We start from the raw sequence: 15,780 nt of genomic DNA on the forward strand, positions 1-15,780 counted from the left end.
ATTTCCGCAAGGTTGTTGCTTCTCGCATCGGCCGGAATCTATGGTGACCGCACCGCTGTCGAAGCGCTTCGACGTCGCTCCCCGTCCGAGCTGTCGAAGCGCTTCGACCCCCCTTCACCGAGGGAGAAGCCATGCGCGGAGGACGCGGCCTGGCCCTGCTGGCCGCCGGCCTGCTCACCGTCCCGTTGAGCGCCACCCCGGGGCACGCCGCCGAGACCTTTCCGTTCCGTGACCCGCACCTGCCGCTGTCGGCCCGCATCGACGATCTGGTGGGCCGGCTCACCCTCGCCGAGAAACTCTCGTTGCTGCACCAGTACCAGCCGGCGATCCCGCGCCTCGGCCTGAACGTCTTCAAGGCGGGCACCGAGGCGCTGCACGGGGTCGCCTGGTCCAACGACTACGACGCCGGTGGCGCCAAGGCCGACGCGACCGCGACCGTCTTCCCGCAGGCCGTCGGCCTCGCCAGCACCTGGGATCCGGAGCTGCTGGAGCGGGTCGGCTCGGCGGTCGGCGACGAGGCCCGCGGACTGCACGCGCAGAACCCGGCCGTGTGGGGGCTCAACGTGTGGGCGCCCGTGGTCAACCTGCTGCGCGACCCACGGTGGGGGCGCAACGAGGAGGGGTACTCCGAGGATCCGCTGCTCAGTGGGGCGGTTGCCACGGCGTACGGGAAAGGTCTGGAAGGAAATGATCCCGATCGGCTGAGGACCGCGCCGACGCTGAAGCACTACGCGGCCTACAACAACGAGACCAAACGGGATCAGACCAGCTCGAACGTGCCGCAGCGGGTGCTCAACGAGTACGACCGCCGGCCCTTCAGGATTCCCCTCGAAGCAGGCGCCGCGACCGGCGTGATGGCCTCCTACAACCTGATCAACGGGCGTCCGGCAACCGTGGACCCGGACCTTGCCGGCCTCGTGCGGAGCTGGAGTGACCAGCGGCTCTTCAACGTCACCGACGCGTGGGCGCCGACGAACCTGACCGGCTCGCAGGCCTACTTCGCGACGCAGGCCGAGGCGGACGCGGCCGTGGTCAAGGCCGGGCTGGACAGTTTCACGGTCGACGACACCGACGGGGAGCCGACCAGCACCGCGCTGCGGCAGGCCCTCGACCAGGGACTGCTCACCGAGAAGCAGGTGGACACCGCGGTCGGCGACGCGCTGAGCATCCGGTTCCGCCTCGGCGAGTTCGATCCGGACGGCGGCCCGTACGCGAAGATCGGCGCCTCCGTCGTGGACAGTCCCGCCCATCGGCAGCTGGCCCGGGAGGCCGCCGCCGCCGCGATGGTGCTGCTGAAGAACAAATCCGGCGCCCTGCCGCTCAAGGCCGGCGGTTCCGTCGCGGTCGCCGGCCCGCTCGCCGACACCCTTTACACCGACTGGTACGGCGGTCAGCTTCCCTACCGGGTGACCGCGCTCGACGGGATCGCCGCGCGCGGTGGCGCCACGGTGTCGTCCGAGGGCGCCGACCGGATCGCGTTGAAGGACGTCACCACCGGCCGGTACGTGACCGCGGCCGACCCGCAGGCCGTCGCCGCCACCGCCGTGACCGCGGACACCGCCGCCCAGTTCGACGCGGTGGACTGGGGTGACGGCGTCTCGACGCTGCGCAGTGCCTCGAACGGCAAGTACCTCGGCTACAACTGGGGCCCGTTCGTCACGAGCGAATCCGCACCGACCGGCTGGTTCGTCCAGCAGCAGTTCAAGGTGGAGGATCAGGGCGACGGCACGGTCGTGCTGCACTACGCCGGGTACGAGACGCAGGAGAGCTGGTTCGGCGCGAACACGTACGTGACCGTCGGCGCCGACGGCAGGCTCGGCCTCGGCTCGTCCACCGCGGCCGGCGCGGCGCACTTCGCCAGGGAGGTCGTCGTCGACGGTGTCGCGGCGGCCGCCGCCGCGGCCAAGGGCAAGCAGACCGCGGTGGTCGTGGTCGGGACGAACCCGTTCGTGGCCGGGCGCGAGGCGCACGACCGGACCGGGATCAGCCTCGGCGCGCGGCAGGAGGCACTGATCGAGGCGGTGCGCGCGGCCAACCCGCACACCGTCGTGGTGGTGCAGAGCAGCTATCCGCTCGCGCTGACCTGGGCGCAGCGGCACGTCTCCGGGGTGGTGTGGACCACGCACGCCGGCGCCGAGACCGGGAACGCCCTGGCCGACGTCCTCTTCGGCGACGTCAACCCCGGCGGCAGGCTGACCCAGACCTGGCCCCGGTCCGTTGCTCAACTCCCCGCCGATCTGAACCAGTACGACATCATCAAGACCGGACAGACGTATCAGTACAGTGCGGCCTCGCCGCTCTACCCGTTCGGTTACGGGCTGTCGTACACCTCGTTCCGCTACAGCGGCGTCACGATCGCCGGCAACACGGTGAAGGTGACCGTCACCAACACCGGCAAGCGCGCCGGCGACGAGGTCGTCCAGCTCTACACCCATCAGCGGACGTCCCGCGATGTGACCGCGGTCAAGCAGTTGCGCGGCTTCCGGAAGGTCGCGCTGGCCCCCGGGCAGTCAACGACGGTCACGTTCACGCTGTCGCCACGGGACCTCGCCCACTGGGACGTGACCCGGCAGAAGTGGGTGACCGAGACCTCGGTCTACGACGTCCTGCTCGGCTCGTCCTCGGCCGACATCCGGCAACGGGCGTCACTGAGCGTGCGCGGCGAGACGATCCCGGTGCGTGATCTCGCCAAGACCACGCGGGCCGAGACGTTCGACGACTACACCGGCGCGAAGCTCGTCGACGAGACCAAGGCGAGTGGCACGGCGGTCGCCGGGGGCACCCTGGCCTTCAAGGACGCCGTGCTGCGCGGCGGACGGACGTTGACGGTACGGGCGTCCGGCTCGGGCACGGTCGGGGTGCGTCTCGGCGGGCCGTCCGGGAAGCTGCTCGGCACGGCCACGGTGAGTGACACCGGCGGCATCTACTCGTACTCCACGGTGAGCGCCCCGCTGGCCGCCGTGACCGGACGCCGGGACGTGTGTCTGGTCCTGAGCCCGGGCGTGCGGCTGGCGACGTTCGCCATCCGATGAGACGTCGCGGCGGGGGGTCACCTGGGAGCGGGCCCTCCGCCGCGACCCCCCTGAAATCACAGGTAGTTAGGATCGGCGGAGGGGAGCGCGGTCTTGGGTAGAGACCGGGGTACATGGGGAGGCGCTGTGCCGACGATCAACGACGTCGCGAAGGCGGCCGGTGTGTCGCCCAGCACGGTGTCGTACGTGTTGAGCGGCCGCCGCCCGATCTCCGCCGAGACCCGGGCGCGGGTGCAGGCCGCGATCGCCGAGCTGGGTTTCCACCCGCACGCCGGGGCGCGGGCCCTGGCCAGCAGCAAGACGAACGTGCTGGCGCTGGTGGCGCCGCTGCGCGTGGACGTGAACGTGCCGGTCATCATGCAGTTCGCGACGGCGGTGGTGACGGCCGCCCGGTCGTACAACCACGACGTGCTGCTGCTGACCAAGGACGAGGGCACCGCCGGGCTGGAACGGGTGGCGCACAGCACCATGGTCGACGCGCTGATACTGATGGACATCGAGCGGGACGACGTGCGGCTCCCGGCGATCCGTACGCTCAAGCAGCCTTCGGTGTTGATCGGTCTTCCCGCCGATCATGCCGGGATCGCCTGCGTGGACCTGGACTTCGAGGCCGCCGCCGCTCTGGCACTCAAGCACCTGGCCGGGCACGGTCACCAGCGGATCGGGCTGATCGGCCCGTCGCCCGCGGTCTACCGGCGGCAGACGACGTACGCGGATCGGTTCTTGGCGGGTTTTCTGCAGACCTCGAACGAGCTGGGTCTGCGGACGGTGACCCACCCGTGCGAGCCGGGGGTGGACGGGGTCCGGGCCGCGCTGGCCGACCTCGACACCGAACTGCCCGGGCTGACCGCCCTGGTGGTGCACAATGAGGAAGCGCTGCGGCCGCTGCTGGACCTGCTGCACGCCGCGGGCCGGCGCGTGCCGGAAGACGTCTCCGTCGTCGCCGTCTGCCCGCGGGACGTGGCGATGGCGATGCCGGTCAACCTGACCTCGATCGACATCCCGGCGCACGACGTCGGGACCATCGCGGTGGAGACCGCGATGCGGCTGCTGGACAACCGCCGTGTCGACTTCACCCGGCTGTTGGAGCCGAGTCTGGTCGAACGGGCCAGCTGCCGCGAAATCTCGCCGTCACACCGTTGACATCTGTATCTCGCGTTCCTTAGCGTCTGCGGCAAGGCAGTTGTCGAAGCGCTTCGACAAAACCATTCGATTCGTCGAAGCGCTTCGACGGTTCTCTTCGTGACATTTCGACTCCTGGAACAGTCCCCCTGGGAGGACCCCGCTATGACCCTTTCCCGACGTGGCCTGCTGACCGGCGCCTTCGGCCTGACCGCCGCCGCCGCGCTCGCCGCCTGTGGCGACGACTCGTCCTCGTCCTCCACCGAGGGCGCCGACGCGAAGACCCTGACCCTGTGGCACTACGAGGGCCCGACCAGCGCGATGGGCATCGCCTGGGCCAAGGCGATCGAGATCTTCAAGACCAAGCACCCGGGCGTCGAGGTGAAGTTCGAGGAGAAGTCCTTCGAGCAGATCCAGCAGAACGCCCAGATGATCCTGAACTCGGACAGCGCGCCCGACATCCTCGAGTACAACAAGGGCAACGCGACCGCCGGCCTGCTCTCCAAGCAGGGGCTGCTCACCGACCTGTCCGACGAGGCGACCAAGCGCGGGTGGGACAAGAAGCTGAGCTCCAGCCTGCAGACCACGGCGAAGTACGACGAGTCCGGCATCATGGGCAGCGGCAAGTTCTTCGGCGTGCCCAACTACGGCGAGTACGTCATGGTCTATTACAACAAGGCGATGTTCGACAAGTTCAAGATCGCCGTGCCGACCACGCTCGACGAGTTCACCGCCGTGCTCGACACGTTCGTCAAGAACAAGGTGACCCCGCTCGCCGTCGGCGGCGCCGAGTACCCGGCCCAGCAGATCTTCTACGAGCTGGCGCTCTCCAAGGCCGACCGCGCGTTCGTCGACGACTACCAGCTCTACAAGAACAAGGTCGACTTCCACGGCCCGGTGCTCACCTACGGCGCGACCACGTTCGCCGACTGGGTGTCTAAGGGTTACCTCGCCAAGGACTCGGCCGGGATCAAGGCCGAGGACATGGGCGTCTCCTGGGAGCAGGGCAAGTTCCCGATCCTGATCTCCGGGTCCTGGTGGTACGGGCGGTTCGCCAAGGAGATCAAGGACTTCGAATGGGGCACGTTCCTGTTCCCCGGCAACACACTGCACCCCGGCTCCAGCGGCAACCTCTGGGTCGTCCCGGAGAAGAGCAAGGCCAAGGCATTGGCGTACGACTTCATCGACATCACGATGACGCCGGAGATCCAGAACCTGCTGGGCAACAACGGTGGCGTCCCCGTGGCGGCCGACCCGTCCGCGATCACCGACGCGAAGAACAAGGAACTGATCGAGAACTTCAACAAGCTCACCACCGGTGACGGTCTCGCGTTCTATCCCGACTGGCCGGCCCCGGGCTACTACGACGTGATGGTCGCCGGCGTGCAAGGCCTGATCAACGGCTCGAAGACGCCGCAGGCGTTCCTCGACGAGGTCGCCAAGCCGTACAACGAGAACCTGGCCGACCTCGGTAAGTGATCCGGGTTTGACAACCGGGGCGGGCGGACCACCGCCCGCCCCGCTGGAAAGGACCGGGCGCATGGCCGGCAGTACCAAGAACCGCGGCTACGCGGTCTACCTCATCCCCGGGCTCCTCGCCTCGACCGCGGTGATCATCATCCCGCTGGTGATGACGGTCTACATCAGCTTCACCAAGTGGACCGGGATCGGCAGCCCCAAGTGGGTGGGCTTCGACAACTACACCCGGCTGTTCTCCGACGCCAACTTCTGGGCCTCCTTCGGGCACATCATCCTGCTGATCATCGCGATGGCGGTGGTGCCGACGTTCCTGGGCCTGGTGCTGGCCGCGGTCCTCTTCGACTACGTGGCGAAGAAGTTCAACGACCGCTGGGCGTCCGTGCTGCGCTCCGGCTACTACCTGCCGCAGGTGCTCCCGGTCGCGGTGACCGGCATCATCTGGGGCTGGATCCTGCACCCCAGTTACGGCGCGCTGAACAAGATCCTCGAGTCGGTCGGGCTCGGCTCGCTCGCCCACAACTGGCTCGGCGACCCGAAATACGCGCTGTACAGCGTGATGGCCGTGATGATCTGGTTCCAGCTCGGCTACCCGATCGTCATGTTCATGTCCGGCCTGCAGCGCATCGACCCCGAACTCTACGAGGCGGCCGACCTCGACGGCGCGACCTGGTGGCAGCGGTTCCGCAAGATCACCGTCGCGATGATCCGGCCCGAGCTGTACGTCGTGCTGGTCACCACCACGATCGCGTCGCTGAAGATCTTCGGGCAGATCTTCGTGCTCACCCGTGGCGGCCCGAGCAACGCGACGCTCGTGCCGTCCTACTTCGCCTACAAGAACTTCTTCGAGAAGGCCCAGGTCGGGTACGGATCGGCGATCTCCACGGTGCTGACCGTGCTGATCATCATCCTCGCGATCGTCTTCCTGCGCCTGCAGAACCGTGCCGAGCGGAGCTAACCGATGACTGTCACCGCGACGCGTGCGCCGTCACGACGTACCGAGGAACGGGTCTCTCTCCGCGAGCGACACCCGGCCCGCTTCTTCATCCTGCTCGCCCTGCTGGTCCTGCTGCTGCTCATCGTCGCGCCGCTGCTCGTGGTGGCGGTCAACGCGGTGAAGAGCCCGGCCGACTATGCCGCGCACGGGCCGCTCGCTCTGCCCCACCACCTCTACTTCCAGGGGATCATCGACTTCTGGAACCGGGTCGACTTCGGGCTCAAACTCTGGAACAGCTTCATCACCAGCATCGTGGTGGCGGTGCTGGGCGTGATCCTGTCGGTGTTCAACGCGTACGCGCTGGGCATCGGACGGGTCAAGGGCCGGATCTGGTTCCTGGTGTTCTTCCTGATCGCCAACCTGCTGCCGCAGGAGGTGCTGGTCTACCCGCTCTACTACTTGTCCAAGCAGCTCGGGCTCTACGACAGCCTGTGGTCGGTGATCATCATCTTCACGGTCGTCCAGAGCGCGTTCGGGACCTACCTGCTGACCTCGGTCTACACCGAGTTCCCGAAGGAACTGCTGGAAGCGGCCTCGATCGACGGCGCCGGGAAGTGGCGAGCCCTCTGGCGGGTGGTGGTGCCGGTCAGCCGGCCGACGCTGGCCGTGCTGTTCACGTTCTTCTTCATCTGGACGTGGAACGAGTTCTTCCTGCCGCTGATCTTCCTGATCTCCAACGACAACCAGACCGTGCCGGTGGCCCTCGGCGTGCTCCAGGGCGACCGGATGATGGATGCCACGACCACCAGCGCGTCCGCGCTGATCGGGATCATCCCGGCGATGATCTTCTTCCTGATCTTCCAGCGGACCCTCACCCGCGGCATCGCGGCCGGCGCCATCAAGTGAACTCCTTTCAACGTGGCCAGGGCCCAGCGCGTCGGCGCCGGTCAGCGGCCCGGCGGTCGCGGGCCTGTCGCCAGGTTGAAAAAGGTTCACCGATGCCGCGCGGCGCCGCCGCCCGCCTGACCTCCGCGGGCGGCGGCGCCGATGCCCCCTCGTTCTTCCGCGCGGCATCGCCGCCGCCCTCACGTGATCTTTAGAAAAGGACACACATGAAGTTCACCGACGGCTATTGGCGTAAACGGGACGGCCTGACCGTCGTCCATCCCGCGCACTTCCAGGACAGCAGCCCCGGGCCGGACTCGCTGACCGTGTGGGCCGCCACCAAGCGGATCCAGGACCGGGGCGACACCCTGGACGCGCCGCTGATCACGGTCACGTTGTCGGCACCCATGGACGACGTCATCCGGGTCACGATCGAGCACTTCCAGGGAACCGCGCCGAAAGGTCCGGACTTCTCGATCAATTCCGGGTCGGCCGAGGTGACGGTCACCGACGCCACGCTCACGTCGGGCGCGCTGACCGCCTCGGTGCGCACCGGTGACAACTGGGGGCTGGACTTCCTCGCCGGCGGCAAACGGATCACCGGCAGCGGCTGGAAGGGCATGGGCGTCGTCAGCTCGCCCGACGGCGCGTACGTCCATGAGCAGTTGGATCTCGGGGTCGGCGAGGTCGTCTACGGTCTCGGTGAGCGGTTCGGGCCGCTGATCAAGAACGGCCAGAGCATCGACATCTGGAACGAGGACGGCGGCACCAGCAGCGAACAGTCCTACAAGAACGTCCCGTTCTACCTCACCAACGCCGGGTACGGCGTGCTCGTCGACAACCCGGGCAAGGTGTCGTTCGAGGTGGCCTCCGAGATGGTCACCCGCACCCAGTTCAGCGTGGCCGGGCAGTCCCTGTCCTACCTGATCATTCACGGACCCACGCCGGCCGACGTGATCCGCAAGTACACCGCGCTGACCGGTCGCCCGGCGCTGCCCCCGGCCTGGTCGTTCGGCCTGTGGCTGACCACGTCGTTCACCACCTCCTACGACGAGGAGACGGTCAACAAGTTCGTCGACGGGATGGCCGACCGCGACCTGCCGCTGAGCGTCTTCCACTTCGACACGTTCTGGATGCGCGAGTTCAACTGGTGCGACTTCGAATGGGACACCCGGATCTTCCCGGACCCGGCCGGCATGCTGAAACGCCTCGCCGGCAAAGGCCTCAAGGTCTGCCTGTGGATCAACCCCTACATCGCGCAGCGGTCCCCGCTGTTCGCCGAAGGAAAAGCCAACGGCTATCTGGTCCGGACGGTCGGCGGCGACGTCTGGCAGTGGGACCGCTGGCAGGCCGGCATGGGCCTGGTCGACTTCACCAATCCCGACGCCCGTGAGTGGTACGCGTCGAAGCTGCGCGCACTGGTCGACATGGGTGTCGACGCGTTCAAATCCGACTTCGGCGAGCGCATCCCCGTCGACGGCATCGTGTGGCACGACGGGTCCGACCCCGAGCGGATGCACAACTACTACACGCAGATCTACAACCAGGTCGTCTTCGACGTGCTGCGCGAGTCGAAGGGCGAAGGCGAAGCCGTTCTCTTCGCCCGCTCGGCGACCGTCGGCGGGCAGCAGTTCCCGGTCCACTGGGGTGGCGACAACACCGGCACCTTCGAATCCATGGCGGAAAGCCTGCGCGGCGGCCTGTCCCTCATGTCGTCCGGCTTCGGCTTCTGGAGCCACGACATCGGCGGCTTCGAAGGACTGCCCGACCCGGCCGTGTTCAAGCGGTGGGTGGCGTTCGGGCTGCTGTCGTCGCACAGCCGGTTGCACGGCTCCAAGTCGTACCGGGTGCCGTGGAACTTCGACGAGGAATCGGTGGACGTGCTGCGCTCGTTCACGCACCTCAAGTACCGGCTGATGCCGTACCTGTTCGGCGCGGCCCGCGAAGCCCACCTGACCGGTGTGCCGGTGATGCGCCCCATGGTCGTCGGCTTCCCGTCCGACCCGGCCGTGGCCTACCTCGACCGGCAGTACCTGCTCGGCGGTGACCTGCTCGTCGCCCCGGTCTTCAGCGCCGCCGGCGAGGTGTCCTACTACGTGCCGGCCGGCCGCTGGACCCACTACCTGACCGGCGAGGTCGTCACCGGGCCCGGCTGGGTGCACGAGACCCACGACTTCTTCAGCGCGCCCTTGCTCGTCCGCCCGGGCGCGGTCATCCCGGTCGGCGCCCGCCAGGACCGGCCCGACTACGACTACCGCGACGGTGTGACCCTGAGGCTGTTCGAGCCGGCGGACGGCCGGACCGCCGTGGTCGTGCCCGGCCCGTCCGGCGCCGACACGGTCTTCACCGTCCTCCGGGACGGGGACGAGATCCGGGTCGGCCGCTCCGGGGAGGCCCTGCCGTGGCGCGTCCAGGTGGGCGCGCGGGTCATCGAGTTGTCCGCCGATCAGGACAGCTGCGCCCTCACCCCGGAGCAGTCCCGCTGACCAGTGGGTCCTGGATGATCGAGTCGTGGATCGGCTGCGCCGACATCGGGTTGTGCCCGAGCACCGCGGCGCGAGCGAGCAACCGCTGACCGGCCGGGCGCACAGCCCGGCCGGTCAGGAGGGCCGGTTCTGCTGATCCGCGCACCGCCCGGTGCCGATCGTGCGACAGCATGTCCGCGACCGACCGAAGGACCCCCGACGCGGGTTCGGGCGCCACCCGTCGGCGAAGCCGGGAGCGGGGGCCGCGCGGCCGGCCGGACCACAGCCCGCGCCGCGCGCCCGCGATGCTGCCGGCATCGCCAGGAGTGCCTTGACCGGCTGCGCGGCGGCAAGTTACCGTTCGGTAACTTGATGACTGGGGGCAATGATGCCGACGCTTGACCGGCAGGACGACGTTTTCGTGCTCGACCTGGGAGGCGACGAGAACCGCTTCCACCCCGACTGGCTGGCGGCCGTCGACGATGCGCTCGATCAGGTCGAGAAGGCGGACGGGACCAAGGCTCTCGTGACCACCGCGACCGGGAAGTTCTTCTCGAACGGGCTCGACCTCGCCTGGCTGGGGACGAGCGGGGCGGACTTCCAGGGCTACGCCGATGACGTCGAGGAGCTGTTCGCCCGATTCCTCGCCCTGCCGTTGCCGACGGTGGCCGCGATGCAGGGGCATGCGTTCGCGGCCGGGGCGATGCTGTCGCTGGCGCATGACTTTCGGGTGATGCGGGCGGACCGGGGTTACTGGTGCCTGCCCGAGGTCAACATCAACATTCCGTTCACGCCGGGGATGTCGGCGCTGATCCAGGGGCGCCTGGCTCCGCAGGTCGCGCACGAGGCGATGACGACCGGGCGGCGGTACGGCGGGGAGGAAGCTCTCGCCGCGCGGATCGTGGATCACGCGGTGGCCGAGGACGCGGTCCGCGCGACGGCGGTGAAGATCGCGTCCACGCTGGCGCCGAACGCGGGGGACACCCTGGGCACGATCAAGAGCCGGATGTACGGGCCGGCCCTCACCCTGCTGCGCGATCGCGTGGCGCCGCGAGCCTGACCGCCGGCCCGCATGGTCTCCGTGGACCGGGTTCGGCAGCGGAGCGTGCGGGGGCGGGCGGCTCACCGTCGTACCGCCGAATTGTTCTGGAAGTCGAAGAACGGTCACGCATGGCGCATGTCCCCGCGGGTAACGTCCCGATCGGAAGGGCCGAAGGACCCTGCCGAGCGGGGTCCCGGCGGAGGAACGTGAAGATCGACGAAGCCTTCAGGGAAGGAAAGATCGTGACCGTTGTGCTCGACCACGAGGACCTGGTCCGCAAGCTCGCCCAGCCAGACGACACCGAGGTGGCGAGCCTCGACGCATGGTGGCGGGCCAACAATTATCTGACCGTCGGCCAGATCTACCTGCAGGGGAACCCGCTGCTGCGGGAGCCGCTGAAGCCGGAGCACATCAAACCGCGCCTGCTCGGCCACTGGGGGACCAGCCCCGGCCTGTCGTTCGTCTACGCGCACGTGTCCCGGCTGATCAAGACGACCGGGCAGCAGGCCATCTACCTGGCCGGGCCGGGGCACGGTGGCCCGGCGCTGGTCGCCGCCGGCTACCTCGAGGGGACGTATTCCGAGGTCTACCCGAAGGTCGGCCAGGACGAGGAGGGCATGCTGCGGTTGTTCCGGCAGTTCTCCAGCCCCGGTGGCATTCCCAGTCACGTCTCGGTGACCACGCCCGGCTCGATCCACGAGGGCGGCGAGCTGGGGTACGTGCTGGTGCACGCGTTCGGCTCGGTGATGGACAACCCGGATCTGCTGACCATCGCGGTGGTCGGTGACGGCGAGGCCGAGACCGGCCCGCTGGAGGGGTCGTGGAAGGGCATCTCCTTCATCAACCCCGAGCACGACGGTGCCGTCCTGCCGATCCTGCACCTCAACGGCGCGAAGATCGCCGGGCCGACCGTGCTGGCCCGCAAGGATCCGGCCGAGGTCCGCAAGCTGCTCGAAGGCCACGGCTACGAGATCATCGAGGTCAGCGGCGACGACCTGCCCGGCATGCACCACCGGTTCGCCGAGGCACTGGCCGAGGCCTGGGGCAAGATCCGCGCCATTCAGACCGCGGCGCGCGGCGGCGACTGGGACGGGCAGCGCCCGCACTGGCCACTGATCATCCTGCGTACGCCCAAGGGCTGGACCGGTCCGCAGGAGGTCGACGGCATCACGGTCGGCGGCACGTGGCGGGCCCACCAGGTTCCGCTCTCCGGCGTCAAGGACAACCCGGACCACCTGCGGATGCTCGAGGAGTGGCTGAAGTCGTACCGGCCGGAGGAGCTCTTCGACGCGACCGGCGCGCCGGCCGGCCCGGTGCGTGACCTGGCGCCCGAGGGTGACCTGCGGATGAGCGCGAGCCCGCACGCGAACGGTGGACGGCTCACCAGGGACCTGGACCTGCCCGACTTCCGGGACTACGCGGTCGAGGTGAAGACGCCGGCCGCCGGGCGGGCCGAGTCGACCCGCAAGCTGGGCGAGATGATGCGCGACATCTACGAGCGCAACAGCGACCGGTTCCGGCTGTTCTGCCCGGACGAGACGAACTCGAACCGGCTCGGCGCCGTCTTCGAGGTCTCCGACCGTGCGTTCATGGAGTCGGTCACGCCCGACGACGTGAAGCTCAGCCGCAGCGGCCGGGTCATGGAGGTGCTCTCCGAGCACAACTGCCACGGCTGGCTGGAGGGCTACACGCTGACCGGGCGGCACGGCATGTTCGCCACCTACGAGGCGTTCGCCATGGTCAGCGCGTCGCAGACGATCCAGCACGGCAAGTGGCTGCAGGAGGCGTCGCACCTGCCCTGGCGGGCCAAGGTGCCGAGCCTGAACATCCTGCTGACGTCCACGGCCTGGCGCAACGACCACAACGGGTTCTCGCACCAGGGCCCGGGCCTGATCCAGAACGTGCTCACGCAGCGCGGCGACGTCGCCCGGGTCTACCTGCCGCCGGACGCGAACACGCTGCTCAGCGTGGCTGACCACTGCTTCCGGTCGCGGTCGTACATCAACCTGATCGTGATCGACAAGCAGCCGCAGCTGCAGTGGCTCGACATGGACCAGGCCATCGAGCACGCGGCCAAGGGCGCCGGCATCTGGGAGTGGGCCGGCACCGACGACGGCAACAGCGACCCGGACATCGTCCTGGCCTGCGCCGGCGACGTGGTCACCATGGAGACGGTGGCCGCCGCGCAGATCCTGATGCGCAAGCTGCCGCAGCTCAAGGTGCGCGTGGTCAACGTCGTCGACCTGATGACGCTGCCCCGGCCGAAGGACCACCCGCACGGCATGAGCGAGACGATGTTCCGTGAGCTGTTCACCGACCACGTCGACGTCGTCTTCTCGTTCCACGGCTACCCGGGCGCGATCCACCAGCTGGTGCACGGCCGGCCGGACGCCGACCGGTTCCGGGTGCGTGGCTTCATCGAGCAGGGCACGACCACCACGCCGTTCGACATGACCGTGCGGAACAAGGCGTCCCGCTACCACCTGGTGATCGACGCGATCAACAACGCGAAGCGGCTGCCGAGCGGCGCGTCCGAGCTCAAGGCCTGGTGCGAGGCGCAGCTGGAACGGCACGAGACCTATGTGGTCGAGCACCTCGAGGACATGCCCGAGGTCCGGGATTGGTCACTCGGCGACTGGGCCCAGAGTTGATCTAGGTGGGTTCGAGTGTCTCTCCGCTTAACAAAGTGTGGGCGGAGAGATACTTCACCCTTTCTTTCGACGCTCAATGACGCGAAGGTGAATGGCACACGCCTACTCGACGTTGAGGAAGGGGACCCCGGATGGCCGGCACACACAGCCCTTGGCCGACGACCCGGCAGGGTTCGACGCAACATCCCGTGCCCACGCTGCAATACCTGCTGCGCGCGCACGGCCACACGGTAACGGTGGACGGCGTCTTCGGCGCCCAGACCGGTGACGCGGTTCGCGCGTACCAGCGCACCCGTGGCATCCCCGACAACGGCATCGTCTGCGCCGAGACGTGGCAGGCCCTGATCGTCCCGGTCGGCCCCGGCGCCTCCGGCAACGCCGTCAGCGGCGTCCAGCACGAGTTCCAGCAGCGCCGCGGCCTGGCCTCCGCGCCCGACGGCGTCTTCGGGCCCGGCACCGAGTCGGCGGTCCGCGCATTCCAGGCCGAGGCCGGTCTGATCGTGGACGGAGTGGTCGGCACGCAGACGTGGCAGGCGCTCGTCGCCGGCAGCTCCGCCTCGCTCCAGCAGGCCGCCTGACGTTTCGCGGGGCGCCGGGTCCGTTTCGGACCCGGCGCCCTCGCTCGTATCCGGCCGCTTCCCGGCGGGGCCGGCGCCGCTCGGACGTCCGGCCTTCCCGGTGCGAGGTCCGCTTCGATCTTCCCGTACGGCGGTGAGCACGCCCGCCTCGTGTCCGCCCGCAAGCCCCGGCCCGCTCACCGCAGGCCCCGGCCCGCTCACCGCGGGCACGCCGGCTCCGTGGCCACACGGCCGCCTCGCGGACCTCGACGAGCGGGGCCCGGCTGCGGACGGGACTTGTGGGCGGGTTTGTTGCTCTGGCCGTGCCCACCCGCGGACGTCGCCCTTCCGGGCTGAGCGTTCAGGGGCGCCCCGCGCCCCTGCTCGGCCCGGAAGGGTCCCCGCGGGAGCGACGATCCGGACCACAGCGGAGAGGGGACATCAAGATCTTGACGTTGAATTTGATCGTGATCACGTTCATCACTCGTTCTAGTTGCCAAGGATGTGCAACAGCTACCTCTGGCTTATAGGCTGACCCGGCGGGGAGGTCCGGCCCCGCGAAGGGGAGGCGCCATGGATGCGCAAGCGATGCACATCGCGAACGGGATTGTGAACGGCCCGGTGTCCGCGATCTTCGTGGTGTTCGCCGTGGCCGTGCTGGCGGTCTGCGTCTGGAAGGCGCGGGCCGACCTCGACGACCGACTGGCGCCGATGGCCGGGCTGGTCGCCGCGTTCATCTTCGCGGTGCAGATGTTGAACTTCCAGGTGTTGCCGGGCGTCTCGGGTCACCTGCTGGGCGGCACGCTCGCGGTGATCCTGGTCGGGCCGTGGGTCGGCGCGCTGTGCGTCTCGACCGTCCTGATCGTGCAGTGCCTGCTCTTCGCCGACGGTGGCCTGACCGCGATCGGCCTGAACATCACCAACATGGCCCTGCTCGGCACTGCCGCCGGCTATCTGCTGGTCGCGGGCCTGCTGCGGGTGCTGCCGAAGAACCCGGGCGGGCTCGGCGTCACCGCGTTCATCGCCTCGGTCGTCTCGGTCGTGGTCGCTTCGCAGGGGTTCGTCCTGGAATATGCGCTGGGCGGCACGACCGAGCTGTCACTGCCGTGGATCTCCGGCACGATGGCCGGCACGCACGTGCTGATCGGTATCGGTGAGGGGCTGATCGCGGCGACCACCGTCGCGACCGTGGCCCGGGTCCGGCCGGATCTGGTGTACGCCCTGCGCAAGTTCCGCAAGCCGGTCGTGTTCGAGGAGGCAGCGGCGTGAACAAGAAGCTCGGATGGTTCCTCGCCGGCGGCCTGCTCGTGGCGCTGCTGCTGGCCGGTGTGGTCAGCAACTTCGCGTCGAGCAGCCCGGACGGGCTGGACGCGACCGCCCGGCAGGGCTGCACGTTCGACGCGAACGGCGAGATCACCGGCGGCACCTGCATGGCCCGGCAGGAGCAGGGCCACCAGATGAAGGACAGCCCGCTCGCCGACTACGGGATCCGCGGCATCCACAACTCGGCGCTGTCGACCGGGCTCGCCGGGGCGCTCGGGGTGCTGATCACTTTCGGTATCGGGGCGGGCGGGTTCTGGCTGGTCCGCCGCCGCGAGCAGAAGGCCGCCTGA

The 15,780-nt window shown here is 68.8% G+C and carries 12 protein-coding genes; 11 read left to right on the top strand and 1 reads right to left on the bottom strand.

All coding sequences use genetic code 11. The features are described 5' to 3' along the window. The first annotated feature begins 131 nt into the window (after nt 1-131). The 6 genes from ACH442_RS43265 to yicI all read left to right on the top strand — a co-directional run bounded on the left by ACH442_RS43265 (nt 132) and on the right by yicI (nt 9,938). A complete protein-coding gene (locus ACH442_RS43265) occupies nt 132-3,032 on the top strand; it encodes a glycoside hydrolase family 3 C-terminal domain-containing protein (protein WP_396343988.1) in 2,901 nt (966 codons plus the stop codon). A 126-nt stretch (nt 3,033-3,158) separates the two neighbouring features. Continuing rightward, on the top strand, nt 3,159-4,175 hold the full coding sequence (locus ACH442_RS43270; protein WP_396343989.1) for a LacI family DNA-binding transcriptional regulator: 1,017 nt from the start codon (nt 3,159-3,161) through the stop codon (nt 4,173-4,175). A 144-nt stretch (nt 4,176-4,319) separates the two neighbouring features. Further along, entirely contained in the window at nt 4,320-5,633 is a 1,314-nt protein-coding gene (locus ACH442_RS43275; protein WP_396343990.1) for an extracellular solute-binding protein, read from the top strand. A gap of 61 nt (nt 5,634-5,694) precedes the next feature. Then, entirely contained in the window at nt 5,695-6,588 is an 894-nt protein-coding gene (locus ACH442_RS43280; RefSeq protein WP_396343991.1) for a carbohydrate ABC transporter permease, read from the top strand. 3 nt (nt 6,589-6,591) lie between these two features. Further along, nucleotides 6,592-7,473 (top strand): carbohydrate ABC transporter permease, encoded by an 882-nt coding sequence (locus ACH442_RS43285; protein ID WP_396343992.1) that lies wholly within the window; start codon nt 6,592-6,594, stop codon nt 7,471-7,473. Nucleotides 7,474-7,679: 206 nt separating this feature from the next. Then, nucleotides 7,680-9,938 (top strand): alpha-xylosidase, encoded by a 2,259-nt coding sequence (gene yicI, locus ACH442_RS43290; protein WP_396343993.1) that lies wholly within the window; start codon nt 7,680-7,682, stop codon nt 9,936-9,938. Here the strand turns inward: yicI and ACH442_RS43295 are convergent. Beyond that, nucleotides 9,916-10,110 (bottom strand): hypothetical protein, encoded by a 195-nt coding sequence (locus ACH442_RS43295; RefSeq protein WP_396343994.1) that lies wholly within the window; start codon nt 10,108-10,110, stop codon nt 9,916-9,918. The two genes, yicI and ACH442_RS43295, sit on opposite strands and share 23 nt — an antisense overlap. Nucleotides 10,111-10,302: 192 nt before the next feature. On the opposite strand from ACH442_RS43295, the gene ACH442_RS43300 reads away from it, so the two are divergent. The 5 genes from ACH442_RS43300 (at nt 10,303) to ACH442_RS43320 (ending at nt 15,780) form a co-directional block, all read left to right on the top strand. Then, nucleotides 10,303-10,977 carry an enoyl-CoA hydratase-related protein gene (locus ACH442_RS43300; RefSeq protein ID WP_396343995.1) on the top strand — a complete coding sequence of 225 codons (675 nt, stop codon included), beginning with the start codon at nt 10,303-10,305 and terminating at the stop codon, nt 10,975-10,977. 224 nt (nt 10,978-11,201) lie between these two features. Then, complete coding sequence (locus ACH442_RS43305) at nt 11,202-13,610, top strand: phosphoketolase (RefSeq protein WP_396343996.1); 2,409 nt, start codon at nt 11,202-11,204, stop codon at nt 13,608-13,610. A gap of 188 nt (nt 13,611-13,798) precedes the next feature. Further along, nucleotides 13,799-14,188: a peptidoglycan-binding protein gene (locus ACH442_RS43310; RefSeq protein WP_396343997.1), complete on the top strand. Its 390-nt coding sequence runs from the start codon at nt 13,799-13,801 to the stop codon at nt 14,186-14,188. A gap of 552 nt (nt 14,189-14,740) precedes the next feature. After that, nucleotides 14,741-15,436, top strand: a complete 696-nt coding sequence (locus ACH442_RS43315; protein ID WP_396343999.1) for an energy-coupling factor ABC transporter permease — start codon at nt 14,741-14,743, stop codon at nt 15,434-15,436. Further along, nucleotides 15,433-15,780, top strand: a complete 348-nt coding sequence (locus tag ACH442_RS43320) for a PDGLE domain-containing protein (protein WP_396344000.1) — start codon at nt 15,433-15,435, stop codon at nt 15,778-15,780. The genes ACH442_RS43315 and ACH442_RS43320 overlap by 4 nt, the downstream gene beginning before the upstream one ends.

The organism is Actinoplanes sp. NPDC020271 (assembly GCF_044388125.1).
In the GTDB taxonomy this organism is placed as follows: domain Bacteria; phylum Actinomycetota; class Actinomycetes; order Mycobacteriales; family Micromonosporaceae; genus Actinoplanes.